This is a genomic window from Paraburkholderia lebeckiae, assembly GCF_050436225.1.
In the GTDB taxonomy this organism is placed as follows: Bacteria; Pseudomonadota; Gammaproteobacteria; order Burkholderiales; family Burkholderiaceae; genus Paraburkholderia; species Paraburkholderia tuberum.
Window position 1 is genome coordinate 2,032,309 of sequence record NZ_JBNDLU010000002.1, and the last position, 19,096, is coordinate 2,051,404.

Consider the following 19,096-nt stretch of genomic DNA (forward strand, 5'->3'; position numbering starts at 1 on the left):
CGCACTTCGTGCCGCGCGGTTTTTCCGGGAATTGACCGTGGATGTATCGACACTCGATCCGCCCGCTGACGAGAGCGATGCTGGCCGTGCGCGCGCGGCCGGCGCGATCGCGCAAGCGCATGATGCGGGCACTGCCCGCGCCGCGCCCTCGCTATGGCCGCAACGGCTCGACACCGGCTGGGCCTGTCTGAGCACCCCGCCGCACGCCTATGAGTCGCCGGCCGATCTGCCCGCGCAAGGCTGGCTCGCCGCGCAGGTGCCCGGCACCGTCGCGAGCGCGCGGCTCGCCGCCGGTCTGCTCGATGTCGATCACCCGCCACCGCTCGCTTTCGACGATCACTGGTATCGCGTCACGCTGATCGGTACGGGGCGGCGCCGCTTGCGTTTTCATGGACTCGCGACGCTTGCGCAAGTGTGGCTCGACGATGTGAAGCGGCTCGATTCCGCATCGATGTTCATCGCCCATGATCTGGATATCGAACTGGATGGCCGCGCGACGCTCGTGCTGTGCTTTCGCTCACTGACGCCAGCGTTGGCGGCCAAACGCTCGCGTGCGCGCTGGCGGCCGCGGCTCGTGTCGCCGCCGACGCTTCGCAGCGTGCGCACCACGCTGCTCGGCCATATGCCCGGCTGGTGTCCGTCGATTCAGACGGTCGGCCCGTGGCGTCCGATCGAAATGCTCGGCGACGCGCCGCACGCATTCGACACGATTGATCTGACTAGCCGGCTCGAGCAAGAGGATGGGGTTGTTTCGTTGACGTTACGTTTCGTACGTCCCCACGACGTCGCGGCCTGCCGCGCGACACTTTTTTGCGGCGACCATGTTTCGTCCTTGCAATGGCACGATGCATATACACTCACCGGCGACGTGCGCGTGCCCCACGCGAAACGCTGGTGGCCGCATACGCATGGAGAGCCCACTTTATATCCTCTGACGTTGCAGCTCGTCGACGGCAGCGTGATCTCTCAGTCTCTGGGCTCGATCGGCTTTCGTCGTATCGAAGTGGACCGCGGCGCCGATGCTGCGGGATTCGCCTTGCGCGTGAATGAAGTGCCCGTATTCTGTCGCGGCGCGTGCTGGACCAGCGCCGACCTCGTCACGCTAGCAGGCACCGATACGCAATTGCGCCATACGTTCGAGCTCGCGCGCGCCGCTGGCATGAACATGCTGCGCGTCGGCGGCACGATGCTCTATGAGTCCGATCTGTTTTATGCACTCGCCGACGAGTACGGCCTGCTGATCTGGCAGGACTTCGCGCTGGCGAACTTCGACTACCCGAACGATGCAGCGTTCAGCGCACTGATCGAGCGCGAAGCGAGCCAGTTCCTGAGCCGCACGCGTCGCTTTGCCTCGCTCGCGGTGCTGTGCGGCGGCAGCGAGGTCGACCAGCAGGCGGCGATGTTCGGACTGCCCGCGGCGCGGCGCGCGCAAGCGTTGTTTACCGAGCTGCTGCCCGCGCTCGTCGCGCGCGAACGCGAGGACGTGCCCTATGTCAGCAATTCGCCATCGGGCGGCGCGTGGCCGTTTTCGACCAACGAGGGCGTCACGCACTACTACGGCGTCGGCGCGTATCAGCGCCCGCTCGCCGACGTGCGCCGCGCGCAGGTGCGCTTCGCGGCCGAATGCCTGGCATTCGCCAACGTGCCCGACGAGGCGACGCTGCACGACGCGCTCGGCACGATCCACACGCACGATCCGCGCTGGAAAGCCGCCGTGCCGCGCGATCCTGGCGCAGGCTGGGATTTCGACGACGTGCGCGATCATTATCTGCAGGCGCTTTACGGCGTCGAGCCGGCGCGCTTGCGCTATGAAGATGCGGCGCGTTATCTGGATCTGTCGCGCGCGGTGGTTGCGGAGCTGATCGGCGATGTGTTCGCCGAGTGGCGGCGCGCGGGCTCGTCGTGCGGCGGCGGCCTCGTTTGGCAATTGCAGGATCTGCGCGCAGGCGCGGGCTGGGGCGTGATCGACGCAACAGGGCGGCCGAAAAGCGCGCTGCACGGCTTCGCGCACACACTGCAGCCGTTGCAGATCACGCTCACCGACGAAGGCCTGAACGGCCTCGATATCCATCTGATCAACGAGCGCGCGCAAACGTTTTGCGGCGAACTCGAACTGGTCTGTCTGCGCGATGGCAGCGTGAAGGTCACGACCGCGCGACGCGCGCTGACTCTCGCCCCGCGCAGCCTGCAACGCATCAGTGCGGCCGCGCATCTGGGCCGGTTCTTCGATTTCACGCATGCGTACCGCTTCGGCCCACGCGCGCACGATGTCACGATTGCAACGCTCTACGATGCCGCTAGTGGCGAGATCGTGTCCGAAGCGTTTCATCTGCCCGAGCGTAGCGTGCACGCGCATGATGACCTCGGTATGACCGTCGAGGTCGAACGTCGAGGCGACGGCAGCGGCTGGCAGCTTGCGATCGAAACGAAGCGCTTTGCGCGCTTCGTTCATATCATTGACCCCCGTTATCGCGCGGCGCGCGACTGGTTCCATCTCGCGCCGAACCGGCGCTGTATCGTGCCGCTGCATGCGCTCGAACCGCTGCTGCCGACCGCCTTCGCGGCATCGCCGCAAGAACTCGTTGCTCCCGCATCAAACGCGGCCTTTAAAGCGGATGAAACATGCGGGGCACCCCAGGGGGAAGTCCGCGCGATCAATGCGCTATCCGCCATCTTCTACGGCTAGTGGGCATTCCGAACTAGTCGCACACACGCGAAGCGCCACCAAGCTCGCTTCGCAGGTCTCGAACTGTCTGCCCGGCTCGATCACTGTTGGCTCGAACGCGACTGTTGCCTGCTCTGAAAGGTCTTTTGTGCGACAGCGTACGCACTCCATTTAACACTTCTGAATCATTTCCGGCACTTCACGAAGAGCGCTTCAAAACGTGCATGCGACGCCAGGTTCAAATCTGAGACAGCTTCGACAGCATCCCTGTTTTTGGCCGTGAAGCCTTTGATATCAAGGGATTTGCCCAAACCAAAAGCTTTCATACGATGCATTCCCCATCCGGTGAGGGTGTGCAGAACTGAAACAAAAAGCCGCTTTTACTCTCCCGACGTGCTTCGGAATTCTTCGCTGCGCCGCATCAGCAGGCGTTTTCCCTAACGTTGGCACGGTCCTCGCTACTACTTCCACGCAACAGAGTGCCACCGCACACGAGCGCAACAACAGAGGCGGTGGCAGACAGGCCTAAAACGGGGCCGATGCTGTTCATCCTAGCTGCTCGCCGGGCAGCCCACTTCCGAGGATGCGGCCATCGGATCAAATAAACGGAGAGAGTCGCGCGAGGCGTGACTTTCATGCGAGGACCGATCATGTTGACACTTCAATCCGATTTGCACGGTAACCATTTGCTGGGCGCATTGCCGTCGCCCGAATGGCAGGCACTGGCTCCCCACCTCGAACTGGTTCATCTGCGCACCGAGCAACTGCTATGCGACTCGGGTCAACGGATCCATCATGTGTACTTCCCCACCACCGCGATCATCTCGATGCTCTCGACGATGGAAGACGGCAGCTCCGTCGAGATCGCCGCGGTCGGCCGCGAAGGCATGACCGGCGTGCCGGTCCTCACGGGCGGCGAAACCATGCCCAACCGCGTACAGGTGCAATGCGCGGGCTTCGCCTACCGGATGAGCGCGCAGGCGCTCAAGCAGCAGTTCGCGCGGTCCGACTTCCTGCGCCGCCTGATGCTGCTGTATATGCACGCACTTCTGACCCAGGTCGCGCAGACCGCCGCGTGCAATCGCCATCACGCGCTCAACAAGCAACTGTGCCGCTGGCTGCTGATCGAGGTGGACCGCGTGGCGTCGAACGATCTGACCGTCACGCAGCAGCTGATTGCCGACATGCTCGGCGTGCGCCGCGAAGGCATCACCGAAGCGGCCGGCAAGCTGCACGACGAAGGCCTGATTCATCATAGCCGCGGTCATATCAAGGTGCTCGACCGCAAGGGCCTCGAAGCCCGCGCGTGCGAATGCTACGGCCTCGTGAAACGCGAATTCGATCGTCTGCTGCCGCGACTGCGCCAGGCCGAGACCGTCGAATAAGCGGCACGCGGCTCGATGACCGGGGTCGATTTGCCTATGTTCAGGATTACTGCTCGATGTCTCGACGCACTGTTCGTGATTGCGGGCGGTCTACTCGCCCACTGGATGCGCTTTTCCGCGCCGATCGCGTTCGCCGATACCGAGCGTCTTCTGACCGCGTTCAAGTGTGTGCTGGTTCTGTTGCTGTTTCCGTACTTCGGGGTCTATGAGACGTGGCGCGGCAAGGCGCTCGCGCCGGTGCTCGCGCGAATCGCCGCCGCGTGGCTCATGGTGGTCGCGACCGCGCTCCTGCTCGCGTTCACGCTGCATCGGACGGATGCGGTGTCGCGCCTGTGGATCGGCTACTCGACGCTGATCTCCGGCGCGTTGATCATCGCGACACGCTGCATCATGCACGTGGTGCTGCGCTTCGTACGTCGCCGCGGCATGAACGCGCGCACCGTCGCGCTCGTCGGCGCACCGGGGTTTGCGCGCACGCTGCTCGCGCATCTCGAGCATGCGCCGCAAGCGGGCTTCAAACCGGTGTGCGTGTTCGACACCAGCGTGCAAGGCCACGACGCGTATGGCGCGCGTCTGACCCGCCTACCCGTGCTGACGGATCTGGAAGCGTTCGCGACGAAGGTACGCAATGACCGCGTGAACGAAGTGTGGCTCGCGTTGCCGCTTTCCGAGGAACACACGATCTACCGCTTCACGCGCACCTTCAGACACGACTTCGTCAATCTGCGCTTCATTCCCGACGTGCGCAGTCTGTCGCTGTTCAATCATGCGATCGTCGATGTCGTCGGTTTGCCGACGCTGAATCTGAGCGCGACGCCATTCTCGTCGCCGCAGATTTGGCCCAAGCTGATGTTCGACCGCCTGTTCGCCGTGCTCGCGCTCATCGTGCTCGCGCCGGTGTTCGCCGTGCTCGCGATCGGCATCAAGCTCACGTCACCGGGACCGGTGTTTTTCCGGCAGATCCGCAAGGGCGTCGACGGCCAGCCGTTCGGCATCTACAAGTTCCGCTCGATGACCGTGCACCAGGAAGAGCACGGCCAGATCACGCAGGCGACCCGCAACGACTTGCGCGTGACGAAGCTCGGCAGCTTCATGCGCCGCACGAGTCTCGACGAGCTGCCGCAGTTTCTGAACGTGCTGCTCGGTCAGATGTCGGTGGTGGGTCCGCGTCCGCATGCGGTCGAACACGATGATCTGTACAAGGACCAGGTATACGGCTACATGCACCGTTACCGCATCAAGCCCGGCATCACCGGCTGGGCCCAGGTCAACGGCTATCGCGGCGCGACCGCCAAGGTCGAGAAGATGGAAGCGCGCGTGAAGTTCGATCTCTTCTATATCCAGAACTGGTCGTTCTGGTTCGACATGAAAATCGTCTTCATCACGATTTTCAAGGGCTTTGTCGGCCGCAACGCGTTCTGACCATGCCATCGAGGGAATCGCATCCGGGAGTGTCGGTCATCGTGCCGGCACTGCGGCGCATGCGAAGTGCGGGTACTGAAGGCGGTGCGCCGAAGGATCGCCGGAATGCGCCTGCGTTCCATTCGAGAAAAACACCCAACCGGGCAACAACGCGTACGCGCCGCTGCGAATAGAAGCGCCAACGCCGGCGGCCCGATCGACAGCCGCCGTGGTTGACGCAAGATGAGCAGCCGCGACGGACCACGTCACGGACGGGTCCGCGACACCGCCTCTACAGGAACGCGCTGACATCGGTCTGAAACCGTACCGCGAGCGCCTTGGCGACTTTCTTGCTGATCGCGCGGCGCCCCGCGAGAATATCGCTGACCACCGTCGGCGACGCGATGCCGGCCAGATCCTTCTGCTTGAGACCATGCGTGATCAGCAGATGGCGCAGGACCTCGCGCGGCTCCGCTTTTGGAATCGTCAGGTTGCGCGCTTGCCAGTGACCGACCAGTTCCGTCACGATCGCGTGCAGATCGGCGAGCGGATCGTTGTCGTTGCCGCTTAGATGATCGGACAACGAATTGGCGACTCGCACCATCTGGTGATAATCCTCTTCGGTGCGAATCGGCGTGATCGGCAACTGGCTCTTCAGCGCAGCCCACGTTGCGGAGATGTCGGGAAAGGGTCCCGGAAGGCGATCGGCATTCATGAGTTTAAATTCGTCCTCGTCCAAAAGCCGTCGGCGCGTTAATCGGTGACGCGCGAATGACGACTGCCTGTTGTAGTGAATCGCCGTGACACGCCGAATTGCCGGCACGGCGAACTTCGCAGTGAGGAAATTCAGCGATCACGATAGCGAACGTCTGCTTCAGGTCGTTATGGCCACGCGAGGCATGCCACGCCAGCGAATATCTCGCCCATAGCGCGTGGTGCGCACCCCGATGTCGTTTTTGAAATCCAATACTGCTTGCTTGACAATGACCCGCCGCGGCTGGCCTTGCACGCGCGGCGCGTATCGCGCGATACGCGATATGCGCTGCCCACACAAAGCGCGAAGCGGACGCGCCCACACCAATAGCCGCCCGGACGCGTTGGTCAGAACGGCTCGTTACTGCCCGTTGCGAAATCACTGCATGACGACGAAAACCTCTTTCTCTCCTATCGAAAACTCCACGAGGCGAGAACAGCGAAAGACCCTCACCTCATTGCCTCCACCCGCTTTTCGGCGCCGTGTCTCTGGCGATGCCGAGTTGCCGGGGCGCGAGATCGGGCTCCGCCCACCTCACCTGCTCCCCCAGCTCCATCGCCGGCAGACCCTGAGCGACCGCCGCAATCGTGCGCGTGACCTCGGCCATGAACGCCCGCCGGAACACCTGAGCCGAAAACCGCTCGGCATTCGCGCGACAGGCCGCCGGCGTGATGTACGCGCTCAGCCGCTCGAAGCGGTCGATCGCGTCGAGCACTGACACTGCCGTCTGACGCGCGAAGAAAACGCCGGTCGGGTGCGGGTCGCCGACCGGCACTACCGTTTCGAGCGCCCCGCCCCTGGCGAACGCAATGACCGGCGTGCCGCAGGCCTGCGCTTCGAGCGGCACGATGCCGAAATCATCCTCGGCGGCGCACACGAAGGCTCGCGCGCGCGCCAGATAATCCTTCAGTACGCCGAATGGCTGATAGCCGAGGACCGTCACGTTCGGTCCCGCCTTCGCGCGGATCGACGCCATCTGCGGCCCGTCGCCGATCGCGACCAGCTTGCGCTGCGGCGTGGCGTTGAACGTCTCGACGATCAGATCGATGCGTTGGTGCGGCACCATCCGCGACACGGTCAGATAGAAATCGTCTTTTTCTGTGCGCAGTTCGAATTCGTTGACGTCGACGGGCGGCGGAATCACCGCGGCATCGCGCCGATAGGTCTTCATCATGCGCCGCGCGACCGATTGCGAATTCGCGATCAGACGATCGACACCATTCGTCGACTGCGCGTCCCAGCCGCGCAGGTAATGCAGCAATAGCCGCGCGGCCCACGACTTCGGCCCGCGCAGCAGATTCGCTTCGCGCAGATACTGATGCTGCAGATCCCACGCATAGCGCATCAGCGAGTGCACGTAACTGATGTGCGTCTGATGAGGGCCGACCAATACGCCCTTCGCGACCGCGCAAGAACTGGTGATGATCAGGTCATAGCTCGACAGATCGAACCGTTCGACGGCGAGCGGCATCAAGGGCAAATAGGCGCGATAACGGCTGCGCGCAAACGGCAGGCATTGAATGAACGACGTGGTGACCGGCTTACCGGCAAGCGGCGTGCGATCTTCGAGAAAATCGACGACGCTGAAAACGTCGGCGTCGGGAAAGCACTCGATGATCTGCCCGAGCACTTTCTCGGCGCCGCCGGGAGCGACCAGCCAATCGTGCACGATCGCCACTTTCATATTCCGTCCTATCTGTCACGAATCGCCACCTGGCCTCAGAGAAGAGTGTATGTGCCGCGTTCCTGACTGTGCGTGCGCGTGCCCACATTCGACGTGCGACAGTACGCGAGTAATTCGGAGAGTCCGTTCGCGCCTGCAAAATCACGGCTTCATTCCCGTGCTTTCGTATGTGCACTACGCCTGACGTATCGCCCCACGCCTGCTCGCCCAGTCCAGCCCACACCTTTACGATCGGAGCGCTGCGCGAGCGACAGCCGTGCGGCGTCGATGGCAGCCGTGCCGCGCGTGCCTCGCGTGCCGTTTGGCGATCGGAGCAGTCAGTTGGGAGGGCCGGGTTCGCCCTGGGGGAATTCGGCGGGCGCTGCACGGCGCGCGACGCAGTGGTGCTGCTGTCGGACGGTCCGTTGCGCATGCGCTTCGAAGCGCTTGGCGCGCGGGTGGTTGGCGACGCGCGCGTGTCGGACATCGCGCGGCAGGCATCGGCGGCTAATTGTCTGCGCACGGTGCCAGGCATTTTCCGCCAGGTGCACGCGATTGCCGCCGCGGCGGGCGGTATAACCGGAATCGTGCGGCACGCCCGCAACAAAAAACGCGTGTGAACCGTTGGAACGGCTCACACGCGTCAGAGCGGACAGAAACGCAATTCGCTTAATTCTGGCCGTAAGCGATTGTTTGCACGCCGGTGTCCGTGCCGAGCAGGCACAGATTCGCGCCGCGGCCCGCGAACAGGCCGACCGTGACGACGCCGGGCCATGCGTTGATATGCGCCTCGAGCGTGCGCGGGTCGCTGATGCTCAAGCCCTTCACGTCGATGATCTCGTTGCCGTTGTCGGTGATGAACGGCACACCCTCTTTCGTCACACGCACGACGGGCACGCCGCCCAGCGCCGTCACGCGCCGGCCGATCGCGGTGCGCGCCATCGGCACGACTTCGATCGGCAGCGGGAAATGGCCCAACGTTTCGACGACCTTGCTCGCATCCGCGATGCAGACGAATACTTCCGACACCGACGCGACGATCTTCTCGCGCGTGAGCGCGCCGCCGCCGCCCTTGATCATCGCGCCGCTGTGATCGATTTCGTCGGCGCCGTCGACGTACACCGGCAGCGAGTCGATCTCATTCAGGTCGAGCACCTTGAAGCCGTGCGATTGCAGACGCGCAGTGGTGGCGAGCGAACTCGACACCGCACCGCGATAGCGGGATTTGGTGGCGGCCAGCGCGTCGATGAAGCAGTTCGCGGTGGAGCCCGTGCCGACGCCGATCACCGAGCCTTGCGGCACGTTGGCATTCACGTAATCGGCGGCGGCCTGGCCGACCAGTTGCTTGAGTTCGTCTTGAGTCATGGGAGAGGCGGGAGAAGCGTGAAAAACCCGTAGTTTACCGGAGTGGCGCGGAGAAGGCCGGGCTTGGGTGGCTTTGTGCCCCGGATCAGTCAGACGGAGATGCTGAGCAATCGGCTATGGGCGGGGCTACGCTAAAGCGCCTCCTCCTGCGCAAATAGCTGTATTTTCCGCACTCAAAACAAAACGCCCGGAACCACCACCGCGCTCCGGGCGCAAACAATCGGCCAACAATAAGAACGACGACACCAAAACTACTTCTTCACCGCCCGCTGCCGCACAGCCTCGAACAGACACACTCCGCTAGCCACGGATACATTCAAACTCTCCACCGTCCCCGCCATCGGAATGTTCATGACGACATCGCAGGTTTCACGCGTCAGACGTCGCATGCCCTCGCCTTCGGCCCCCATCACGAGCGCCACCGGCCCGTCGAGTTCCGTTTCGTAAACGCTCTTCTGCGCGTCGTCGGCCGTGCCGACCACCCAGACACCCGCGTCCTTCAGTTCGCGCAGCGCGCGCGCCAGATTCGTGACCGTGATGTACGGGACCGTGTCGGCCGCGCCGCTCGCGACTTTCGCGGCGGTCGCGTTCAGTCCCACCGCGCGATCGCGCGGCGCGATCACCGCGTGGGCGCCGGCCGCATCGGCGACGCGCAAGCAGGCGCCGAGATTGTGCGGATCGGTCACGCCGTCGAGCACGAGGATCAGCGGCGAGCCGCTGATGCCGTCGAGCAGTTCGGCGAGATTCTGCGCGAGCGGCAGATCGCCCGCGCGCGCGACCACGCCCTGATGACGTTCCGTGCGCGCGAGGCCCCACAGACGCGTTTCGTCGGCGGCGATCAGACGCACGCCCGCGTCCTTCGCGGCCTGCAGGAATTCGGTCATACGACGGTCCTTGCGCGTCGCGTCGTAATAGACATCCTCGACGGTCGACGCATCGTGCCGGATACGCGCGGTCACTGCGTGGAAACCGTATAAAACCTTATGACGTGCCATGACTGAACAGCCTTTGATGGGGCGCGCATTCAACGCGCGCCGCTGTGATGAATATGAAACCAAAAGGCAGACCGCGCGCAACCGGCACGTGCTCACGTGCCGCGCTGCGCGCGGTCCCGGCGCTGTGAAAGCCTCAGCGCTTCTTGCGTGCCTGCTTCGACGCCGCCTTGGTCGCGACACCGTGCTTCCTCGCCACGCGCGCTTCTTTGACCGCCGCACTCTGTGCGGGCGCGGCCTTCTTGCGCCGCGGACCCGGCACCGACGCGCCACTTTCCACCGGCGGCATCACGCGCACGCGCGGGCCAGCGCCTTCTCCCTTGTCCGCCGCGATGCCACGTGCCGCAGGCGGCTTGATCGGCGTATCGCGCACAAGGCGGAAGTCGATCTTGCGCGCGTCGAGATCGACGCGGCTCACCTGCACGCGCACGCGGTCCGACAGCCGGTAGCGAATGCCGGTGCGCTCGCCGCGCAGTTCGTTCTTGATCTCGTCGTACTGGAAGTAGTCGGAGCCGAGTTCGGTCACATGCACGAGGCCTTCGATGAACAGCGAATCGAGCTGCACGAAAATGCCAAACGACGTGACGCCGTTGACCATGCCGCCATACTCTTCGCCGAGCTTGTCGCGCATGAAATAGCACTTGAGCCACGCTTCGACATCGCGCGATGCTTCGTCCGCGCGGCGCTCGTTCGCCGAGCAGTGCAGCCCAAGTTCTTCCCAGATCGCCACGTTGTTCGCGCGCCCGCGGGCGCCGCGCCTTTCCTCGTCGGCCTGCTGCATCGCGCGGGCGCGCGGCGACAGTGCGGTATTGAGTTCGACGCCGTGCGGCGGCTGCGGCTGATACTTACGGCCCTGCAGGATCGCGTAGATCGCGCGATGCGTGAGCAGGTCGGGATAACGGCGGATCGGGCTCGTGAAGTGCGCGTAGGCCTCGTAGGCGAGGCCAAAGTGGCCGATGTTGTCGGGGCTGTAGACCGCCTGCTGCATCGAGCGCAGCAGCATCGTCTGCAGCATCGAGGCGTCGGGCCGGTCGCGGATCTGCGCCATCAGTGCGGCGTAGTCGCTCGCGTGCGGCGTGTCGCCGCCGCCGAGCGTCAGGCCCATGCCGCGCAGGAAGGTACGCAGGTTCTCGAGCTTTTCCGCGCTCGGGCCCGCATGCACGCGGAACAGGCCCGGATGCTTGTTGCGCTTGAGGAAGTCCGCCGCGCACACGTTCGCGGCCAGCATGCATTCCTCGATCAGCTTGTGCGCATCGTTGCGCGTGCGCGGCACGATCTGCTCGATCTTGCCCTGCGCGTTGCAGACGATGTACGTCTCCGTCGTATCGAAGTCGATCGCGCCGCGCTTCTGACGCGCCGCGAACAGCGACTTGTAGACGCCATACAGATTCTGCAGTTGCGGCAGCAACGCGGCGCGGCGGGTCGCTTCCGGGCCTTTGGTGTTTTTCAGCACCGCGGCGACCTCCGTGTAGGTGAGCCGCGCGGCCGAATGCATGACGCCCGGATAGAACTGATACCCCTTCACGTCGCCACGCGCGGTGACGATCATGTCGCACACGAGCACGCAGCGGTCGACTTGCGGATTCAGCGAGCACAGTCCGTTCGACAGCTTCTCCGGCAGCATCGGGATCACGCGGCGCGGGAAATACACCGACGTGCTGCGCTCGATTGCGTCGGTATCGAGTCCGCTTTGCGGAAGCACGTAATGCGACACGTCCGCGATCGCGACGATCAGGCGGAAGCCATCGCCGCGGCCCACTTTCACCGGCTCGCAATAGACGGCGTCGTCGAAGTCTCGCGCGTCCTCGCCGTCGATCGTGACGAGCGGCACGTCGCGCAGATCGACGCGATGGCGGATGTCGGCCGGGCGCACTTCGTCGGGCAGCTTCGCCGCTTCCGCCAGCGCGGCCTCGCCGAACTCGTGCGGCACGCCGTACTTGCGCACCGCGATTTCGATTTCCATGCCGGGGTCGTCGATATCGCCCAGCACTTCGACCACGCGGCCGAGCGGCTGCGAATGACGGCTCGGGAAATCGGTCAGTTCGACCACCACGACCTGGCCAACCTTCGCCTTGCGGGTGTTCTGCGTGATCAGGATGTCGTGGCCGATGCGCTTGTCTTCGGGCGCGACGATCAGCGCGCCGTTCTCGTTGAGCAGACGGCCGATCACGCGCTTGTTCGCGCGGTCGGTGACCTCGACGATGTGCCCTTCGGGCCGCCCACGCCGGTCATAACCGACGATGCGTGCGAGCACGCGGTCGTTGTGCATGACCTTCTGCATCTCGCCGTTGGGCAGGAACAGGTCGTCCTGGCCGTCGTCGCGAATCAGGAAACCGTAGCCGTCGCGATGGCCCTGGACGCGGCCCGCGACGAAGTTCGACGGATGGGTCAGTTGATAGAGATTACGCTGATCGAGCCGGATCTGGCCGTCGCGCTCCATTGCGCCGAGACGCTTGAAAAATCCTTCGCGCTCCTGGCGCTTGATCGACAGGGCTTCGGCGATGTCGTTCGCGGCAAGCGGCATTTCACTCGTGCGCAGCACGCCGAGGATTTCTTCGCGGCTTGGAATCGGATACGGAAATTTGCTCAAGGGCTTGTCGATGATTTTTTCTCGTTGCATGGACGTCGGTCGGCGATGTGATCCGGCCTGGAAGGCGTTTGCGTAATGCGCGCAGTCGCGCTCGGCTGCATCTGCACGGCGGCTGCGCTGCCTCGGTCATTGCACCTGCTGCTTTCTGCTCTTCTGCTCCATTGCGATTTGCACTGGAAACTGCCTGGCTCCGGCTCGTTCGACGCCAGCCGACGCGCGTCTGCCTGATGGCATGTCGACACTCGCGTCGGGACGCCGGATGCGCATCGTGCCAACGAACTACTGCGAGGCATTCTAACACCCGTGTCGGGCGCCACGCGGGCCTGCGGCGGTGGTTGGGACGCATAGTTCGCCGGGCCCGCCGCGAGGTTGAATCGCGTTCGGCAAATCGCTTGACAGGTCGGAATCTGTCGCTATAATGGCGGTCTTTGCTGTTCATCACCTGCCCAGGTGGCGAAATTGGTAGACGCACTAGGTTCAGGTCCTAGCGGTGGCAACACTGTGGAGGTTCGAGTCCTCTCTTGGGCACCAGATTCAAAAGTAGAGCCGCCTTTTGGCGGCTCTACTTTTTTGTGCCTGGTAGTCGAAGTCGCTGTTTGTGTTTCGATTGCCGGATCAGCAGGACGGTGGTTCAGTAGCGATTGCATTACTTCGCTGCGCATTCAACCGAGCGGATGAGAAAAGCAAGTTTGTTTGAAGCAGAAATTGACAAACTTAATCATCTTGCTAAAATAGCTGCCTAGCTTGAAGACGTGCCCAGGTGGCGGAATTGGTAGACGCACTAGGTTCAGGTCCTAGCGGTGGCAACACCGTGGAGGTTCGAGTCCTCTCCTGGGCACCATAAAGCTGATTAAGGTAGTACAACGCAGTCCAGCAAGACCCCGCAAAGCCTTATCGTAGCGGGGTTTTTTGCTATTTGCGGTCCATCGTCATCCCGCATCTCGCCGCCTACGCCGGCCTCGCCCCGGTCACCCGACGCTCAGGCTCGTCTATCCGTGGCGAATACCCCTCCAGACGCGGCAACAAGATGCTCAAGAGAGCGCTCTTCCTCTCCGCCTTTGCTGCCCTGCGAGACCCGACTTCGAGGGACTATTACGCCCCCAAGGTCCAGCAGGGCAAGCGCCACAATCAGGCGCTCATCGCTCTTGCCAGACGGCGCTGCGACGTGCTGTTCGTGAAGGCGCGCGCATGCAATCCGGCCCGCTGGTCGTGTCACACGCGCAACTGGACACCGGTTGGTGCCGTGACGCTTAACCCCGAACGTGACCCAGTCGTTGAGATGGCGTCGATCGGCGCAAATAAACAGCCTCTGGCTGCATGAGTGAGGCGACAACCTGCTTGACGCGCGCCGGAGTCCGCCGGTACGACACAATCTGGACGATTGGATAGCATGCCCGGTTTTACTGATTCAACAGTCACTCGCAGTTGCAAGCCCTGGATAACCAGGTTGCCGGGAGTCAATCACATTCACGCAATCTCCGGGTCGCAGATCAAGTGGACTATCAACGTCGCGTGTCGAGCCATCCGGCAGCTTGACACCGTATCGATAGATCTTGACTGGTGAGTCAGCCGGCTTTTCAAACAGACGGGAGATGTCGAAGCTCAGGCCTGCGCCGAGCCCTACTCCATCGATGCCGCCGCCAAAGCCACCCGCGCCAACACTGGCCGACGGCGCGCCCGACGCCTGATGCATGACCGTCGTCAGATACTGCTGGCCGGTAATCTGCCCTGTACTCACGTGAGCGTCGTCTGGCATCGGACCGGCCATCCCGCCCGTCGTGCTGCAGCCCGACTGCGCCGCCAGCACTATCATGAACAGGGCAGCGCGGGCCCATCGATGCATCGTCGATTTTTTCTGATCCATGCCTGTTCATGCCTTGTTTATTTGCCGAGGATCCGGTCTTCCGACTCGCCGACGATGACTATCTCGGTGCGGCGGTTGCGGGCCTGGCCTTCAGGCATGTCGTTGCTCGCCACGGGACGGTCGTAGGCAAAGCCCTTTGTCCCGAGGCGTGAAGGCGCAATGCCGCGTTCCTCGAGTGCGTCGGCAACAGTCGTGGCGCGTGCTTCGGACAATTGCATGTTGTACTCGTGCGTACCGACGTTGTCCGTATGCCCTTCGACGATCACGGGCTTGTCGCTGCGCTTGAGCAGCACAGCCGCGCGGGCCAGCGCAGTTGCGGCGTCCGCGCGAAGCGTCGACTGGTTGAAATCGAACAGCACCTTCTCGGGCAGGCGCATCTGCACGCCGTTTTCGCCTTGCGTCACCTCAATGCCGGTGGCCTGGTTGAGCGAAATCTCGTGGCTGCGATCGAGGCCCGAACAGGCCGAAAGCAGCGCGACTGCACCGATGCAGGTCCCCAGTGAAAGCAGTTTTTTCAAGTCATTCTCTCTCAGGAGATGGACGCCCACCGCACTTCACGAAGTGCAGCGCGGTCCGGTTGCAGATAACGCGCGTTCCGTGTGGTCGCTCAGCCCTGCCTGAGGGCTCCCGATTGCAGAACCGGCGCCACCGCCGACGCGGGGCTTGCCGGTATGGCCTGCGTGGGCGCTTCGTGTTTGACCGGCTGGGAATCTGCACCCACCAGCACCAGTTCGTTGCCATTGACCTCGATCTTGACGGGGTCGGTTTTCTTCCACTGTTTCTTCTGGATGGCGAGCTTCCACGTCCTGTCCTGTACCGGTTCCCGAAAGAACGCGACCACACCCACGATCTGCGCATCCGGGCTCATCGGCTCGGCGAGACTTGCGCTCGCGCCCGGCCGCAGCACGACGTCCTTCGTGGCCAGCAGGTCCGCCTTGAGCAGGTTCAGGTCGTCAGACTGGAGTTGAGAATAATTCAGCTGTGCGAATGTCTTCGCATCCTTGAGCTGGTAAAAACGCACGACCGTCGAGAGCGATTGCCCCTGGACGTCAGCATTGAGCGACGCACGACCGGAGAGATCGACATTCATCGTCTTGACCTGAGTCGTGAAGGCCCATTTCGCGGCATCCACGGTTCCGTCACCGACGGCCTGCGCAACACCGCATCCGGCGAGAGTGACAGTCGACAGGATGACGATTGCGAGACCGGCGTGATGTGCCGCGCGGTTCATCTTTTTGTCCATTTCGAGGAGCCCCCGTTCATTGTGCTGTTCTTCATGCGTTTGCTTCCCCTGCTCCGTTCCAGCGGCCGAGCTGCACGCGCGTGATGCGCGTCGGCGCGCCCGGTGCGGGTGCGGCCGGCGCTTCCAGTTGTGCGGTAAAACCCAGATTCGCCTGACGTGGCTCGAGCGCGGGCCTGGGCATCAGGTCCGCGCGCACGTGCATCTCCAGATCTGCTTCGCTCTCGTAGCCGAGATAGAACCGCAGCAGCGTCATGATTTCTCGATGGGTGTTCTGCCCCGGCACGAGCGACAGTACGGTTTCACGCGAAGCCGGCGTGATTACCACCCGGACCACGTTCGCACGGTCGTAGAAGCCGCGGCCCAGCAGGCACTGTTCACCGAGCGCAGCAGGCTCAAAGTCAGTCACTTCCCGCCAGACCGGATGGAATTCCTCAACCGTGATCGTGGCGTCCGGCACGGCGTGCCGCAACACGCCGGCGAGCCCTTCCGCCGTGCGCGTTTTCTGCATCGCGAGCCCGAGCATCGAGAGCAGCCGGCGCTTGTCGGCTACCTCTGCAAGACGCTGGCGCGCACCGGCGGTTTTCTGTTCTTCACCGCTTGTGGCTGTAGACAGGTTGGGAATGGAGATGGTGCGGCGCGTAGGCGCACTGAACCCGAAGCCGGCGAAGCTGAGCAGATAGCGCGACACCGGGTCCGTGCCGTCACGCCTGAAGCCGACCGGGTACCGGTATTTGCGCGCGACGCGGTAGAACTGCGTGATGATGCGGTGGTGGAAGATGTCGAGAAAGGCCGACAGGGGCTCAGCTCCGTCGCGATGCTGCGCAACCTCGTCGATGAAATACGCGGGCATGCGTGCGTCGACGCCATAGAGCCCGAGGAAGGTCGTGACCACCGATGGCGGGCCTGCGGGATTGTCAATGTCGGATCTGACCGCGTCGATTTCCCGGCCCGGGAAACCGAGTTGCGCGCGAGAGCGGAACCGGATGGGGTCCGTAGCGGGCGAATCTGTTGTCCCTAGGGACGGCATATCAGGTGCAGCCAGCTCAAGCAGTTCGCAGAAGCGGATGAAGTTCATCCGCGTCGCCTGATCGAGTAGCGCGGGCAGCAGCGGCGCGGCGTGTCCTGGCGCGGCCGCAGGCATCGTGCGTGCGTTCAAAACGGCGCCCCTTCGCCCTTCGTTTCAGGCCATTCGATACGGCGTCCCGTCGGCTGGGCGACGATCACTAGCTTCGTGTAGAGGTTCAGCGTCGCATAGAGGCCAATGAAGCGGTTGAGCATGCTGCCGAAGAGTTCGAGGTCTCCGTCGCCGGCGAAGCGCGTGCCATCGAGCGTGACGGTGATTTCCACGCCGCGCATGAGTCCACCCTTTACGAGCTTGCTGAGCGGCCGGTGCCGCACGTCGGTGATGGCGTTGATGCGACGGCTGTTGAGCTCGCCATCCGTCCAGTCGTAGAGCGCGAGCGAGCGTCGCATAGAGGCCAATGAAGCGGTTGAGCATGCTGCCGAAGAGTTCGAGGTCTCCGTCGCCGGCGAAGCGCGTGCCATCGAGCGTGACGGTGATTTCCACGCCGCGCATGAGTCCACCCTTTACGAGCTTTCGGTGCCGCACGTCGGTGATGGCGTTGATGCGACGGCTGTTGAGCTCGCCATCCGTCCAGTCGTAGAGCGCGAGCGAGCCGCGCAGGATCTCCGCGTCGAGCAGCGACAGGTAGTTCGGCGCAAGATGGGAAAGCACACGCCAGTGGTAGCGCTCGCCCGTGGGCGGATAGACCGGCAGCGTGGGCGCCGTGAGATTGCGCACCGCGCCGATGTTGGTGAAGCCGCCGCGCATGCGCGTAATGCCTGCTTCTCGCAGGGCCTTGCGCGGCAGCATGCCGTTGGTGCCCGTCACCGACAGCGTCAGCGTTTCAGTGGGCAGCGTGTTCGCCTGGTCCCATGCGTGGCCGCCGAGCACGATCCACGTATCGAACCGGCCGGACGGGCCACGCCGCATGCGGGTATGGTAGTAACGCTCAGGCATGTCATGGCGCAGCATGCCGCCACGATGTTTGAATGCGGCAAAAGGCACGTACTCGAAGCGCCGGCCGCGCTCGAAATATTCGACACCATCGACGGAATAGATGTCGATGAGTGAACCGTGCTCGGCCCGCGCACGCACGCGGTATTCGGTCTCGTGCTGCGTGACCGTTACGGGATCAGCCCCTACCGTAAAGAGGTTGATGACCGGCGTGCAATAGAGGCGGACATTGTCCGCAGTGAAGCGCATGTGGTCCGGATAGGGGCGCTCGAGCACGACCTCGACGTCGACCGATGTGGCCGACGCGGGAATCGCCTGCAGGTCGAGTCCGAACAGGTCGACGAACATGAACTTCTCGGGGAACGTGAAGTACTCGAGCAGCAGCTGGTAGCCCCCGAACGCGTTATCGGCCTTGGGCCAGAGGCGTTCTTCGGCAGCGAACCCGGCGGGCGCGAGACGCAGGCCCGGCATCGCAACCGGCGCACCTGGCCTGTCTTCGGGCCAGCCCGGCACACGCACCTGCATCGCCACCGGCTTTGCTGTGAGGGCGGCATAGAGGGAGAGCGCGACGGGCCGGTCCGCATCGAGGTACAGGCGCAGGCGTGGCACCTGAAGCCGGGTGCGTTCGGTCTGCGTCTGGATGTCCAGACGCAGGCGGATGACGGAGCGCCCATCCTCGCGTGCGTAGACTCCGGCTTCGCTGAGGGCCAGCGGATACATGTCGACTGCCTGGGTGGTGCGGTATACGCACTCGGTCGTAACGGTGCCCTCGCCGACCGGGTCGGAGGTGGCCTCCAGACCTGCCTCGAGCGTCTCGTGCTTTTGTAGCGCACCCTTTTCCGGGATGAGTTCAAGGATCGCGAGCGAGGGAATCATGCGCAGGTAATGCGGCCACAGCATGCTGACGAGCCCCTCGGTGAGCTCGGGCAGCTCGTCATCAAGCTTGTGGCGCAGGCGCCCCATCAGGAAGGCAAAGCCTTCGAAAAGCCGCTCGATATGCGGGTCACGCTCGCCCACGCGGTCAAGATCCAGCTCGCGGGCGCGATCGGGAAACGCCTGCGCGAACTCCTTGCCGGCTTCGCGCAGGTAGCGCATTTCTGCCTCGTAATAGCGCAGGATTTCGTTATCGCGGGTGGGGTCTGTCATGGTACGGATTC

General features: G+C 63.5%; 15 protein-coding genes, 2 tRNA genes and 2 pseudogenes. 7 read left to right on the forward strand and 12 right to left on the reverse strand.

The features are described 5' to 3' along the window. Positions 1–37: 37 nt before the first annotated feature. Positions 38–2,686: a glycosyl hydrolase 2 galactose-binding domain-containing protein gene (locus tag OKW45_RS23995; RefSeq protein ID WP_429471529.1), complete on the forward strand. Its 2,649-nt coding sequence runs from the start codon at positions 38–40 to the stop codon at positions 2,684–2,686. Positions 2,687–2,850: 164 nt separating this feature from the next. On the opposite strand, the gene OKW45_RS24000 is transcribed toward OKW45_RS23995, so the two are convergent. After that, positions 2,851–2,991: a hypothetical protein gene (locus tag OKW45_RS24000; protein ID WP_429471531.1), complete on the reverse strand. Its 141-nt coding sequence runs from the start codon at positions 2,989–2,991 to the stop codon at positions 2,851–2,853. Positions 2,992–3,315: 324 nt separating this feature from the next. Between OKW45_RS24000 and OKW45_RS24005 the strand changes: the two genes are divergently transcribed. Together OKW45_RS24005 and OKW45_RS24010 are read left to right on the forward strand one after the other, a co-directional pair. Next, positions 3,316–4,050 (forward strand): Crp/Fnr family transcriptional regulator, encoded by a 735-nt coding sequence (locus tag OKW45_RS24005; protein WP_026225424.1) that lies wholly within the window; start codon positions 3,316–3,318, stop codon positions 4,048–4,050. A 36-nt stretch (positions 4,051–4,086) separates the two neighbouring features. Then, entirely contained in the window at positions 4,087–5,472 is a 1,386-nt protein-coding gene (locus tag OKW45_RS24010; RefSeq protein WP_429471533.1) for an undecaprenyl-phosphate glucose phosphotransferase, read from the forward strand. 271 nt (positions 5,473–5,743) lie between these two features. On the opposite strand, the gene OKW45_RS24015 is transcribed toward OKW45_RS24010, so the two are convergent. Together OKW45_RS24015 and OKW45_RS24020 are read right to left on the reverse strand one after the other, a co-directional pair. Beyond that, positions 5,744–6,166, reverse strand: a complete 423-nt coding sequence (locus tag OKW45_RS24015; RefSeq protein ID WP_026225425.1) for a helix-turn-helix domain-containing protein — start codon at positions 6,164–6,166, stop codon at positions 5,744–5,746. A gap of 493 nt (positions 6,167–6,659) precedes the next feature. Beyond that, positions 6,660–7,889 carry a glycosyltransferase family 4 protein gene (locus OKW45_RS24020; RefSeq protein ID WP_429471535.1) on the reverse strand — a complete coding sequence of 410 codons (1,230 nt, stop codon included), beginning with the start codon at positions 7,887–7,889 and terminating at the stop codon, positions 6,660–6,662. 410 nt (positions 7,890–8,299) lie between these two features. Here OKW45_RS24020 and OKW45_RS24025 point away from each other — a divergent pair, with 410 nt between their 5' ends. Beyond that, positions 8,300–8,488 carry a hypothetical protein gene (locus OKW45_RS24025; RefSeq protein WP_429471537.1) on the forward strand — a complete coding sequence of 63 codons (189 nt, stop codon included), beginning with the start codon at positions 8,300–8,302 and terminating at the stop codon, positions 8,486–8,488. A 49-nt stretch (positions 8,489–8,537) separates the two neighbouring features. Here OKW45_RS24025 and rpiA read toward each other — a convergent pair whose 3' ends face one another. The 3 genes from rpiA to rnr form a co-directional block, all read right to left on the reverse strand. Beyond that, positions 8,538–9,233 carry a ribose-5-phosphate isomerase RpiA gene (gene rpiA / locus OKW45_RS24030; RefSeq protein WP_429471539.1) on the reverse strand — a complete coding sequence of 232 codons (696 nt, stop codon included), beginning with the start codon at positions 9,231–9,233 and terminating at the stop codon, positions 8,538–8,540. Positions 9,234–9,484: 251 nt separating this feature from the next. Beyond that, positions 9,485–10,228 carry a 23S rRNA (guanosine(2251)-2'-O)-methyltransferase RlmB gene (rlmB, locus tag OKW45_RS24035; RefSeq protein WP_026225426.1) on the reverse strand — a complete coding sequence of 248 codons (744 nt, stop codon included), beginning with the start codon at positions 10,226–10,228 and terminating at the stop codon, positions 9,485–9,487. 133 nt (positions 10,229–10,361) lie between these two features. After that, the gene (rnr, locus tag OKW45_RS24040; RefSeq protein WP_018418249.1) at positions 10,362–12,845 is read right to left on the reverse strand and encodes a ribonuclease R; all 2,484 of its coding nucleotides are present in this window, start codon (positions 12,843–12,845) and stop codon (positions 10,362–10,364) included. A 414-nt stretch (positions 12,846–13,259) separates the two neighbouring features. Between rnr and OKW45_RS24045 the strand changes: the two genes are divergently transcribed. From OKW45_RS24045 to OKW45_RS24055, 3 genes and pseudogenes are all read left to right on the forward strand, one after another. Next, positions 13,260–13,346 (forward strand) — tRNA-Leu (locus tag OKW45_RS24045). Positions 13,347–13,569: 223 nt separating this feature from the next. Then, positions 13,570–13,656 (forward strand) — tRNA-Leu (locus OKW45_RS24050). Between the two features lie 96 nt (positions 13,657–13,752). Then, positions 13,753–14,136, forward strand: a pseudogene (locus OKW45_RS24055) (transposase); the annotation flags it as partial. Positions 14,137–14,223: 87 nt separating this feature from the next. Here the strand turns inward: OKW45_RS24055 and OKW45_RS24060 are convergent. The 6 genes and pseudogenes from OKW45_RS24060 to tssF all read right to left on the reverse strand — a co-directional run. After that, positions 14,224–14,679: a hypothetical protein gene (locus tag OKW45_RS24060; RefSeq protein ID WP_018418251.1), complete on the reverse strand. Its 456-nt coding sequence runs from the start codon at positions 14,677–14,679 to the stop codon at positions 14,224–14,226. Positions 14,680–14,696: 17 nt separating this feature from the next. Next, the gene (locus OKW45_RS24065; RefSeq protein ID WP_429471541.1) at positions 14,697–15,227 is read right to left on the reverse strand and encodes an OmpA family protein; all 531 of its coding nucleotides are present in this window, start codon (positions 15,225–15,227) and stop codon (positions 14,697–14,699) included. Positions 15,228–15,286: 59 nt separating this feature from the next. After that, positions 15,287–15,910: a type VI secretion system lipoprotein TssJ gene (gene tssJ / locus OKW45_RS24070; protein WP_429471543.1), complete on the reverse strand. Its 624-nt coding sequence runs from the start codon at positions 15,908–15,910 to the stop codon at positions 15,287–15,289. Positions 15,911–15,953: 43 nt separating this feature from the next. Then, positions 15,954–17,063, reverse strand: a complete 1,110-nt coding sequence (gene tssG, locus OKW45_RS24075) for a type VI secretion system baseplate subunit TssG (RefSeq protein WP_429471545.1) — start codon at positions 17,061–17,063, stop codon at positions 15,954–15,956. Positions 17,064–17,074: 11 nt separating this feature from the next. Further along, on the reverse strand, positions 17,075–17,395 hold the full coding sequence (locus tag OKW45_RS24080; protein WP_503129161.1) for a type VI secretion system baseplate subunit TssF: 321 nt from the start codon (positions 17,393–17,395) through the stop codon (positions 17,075–17,077). Further along, a pseudogene (tssF, locus tag OKW45_RS24085) lies at positions 17,331–19,085 on the reverse strand (type VI secretion system baseplate subunit TssF); the annotation flags it as partial. The pseudogene tssF and the gene OKW45_RS24080, both read right to left, overlap by 65 nt. Positions 19,086–19,096: the final 11 nt, after the last annotated feature.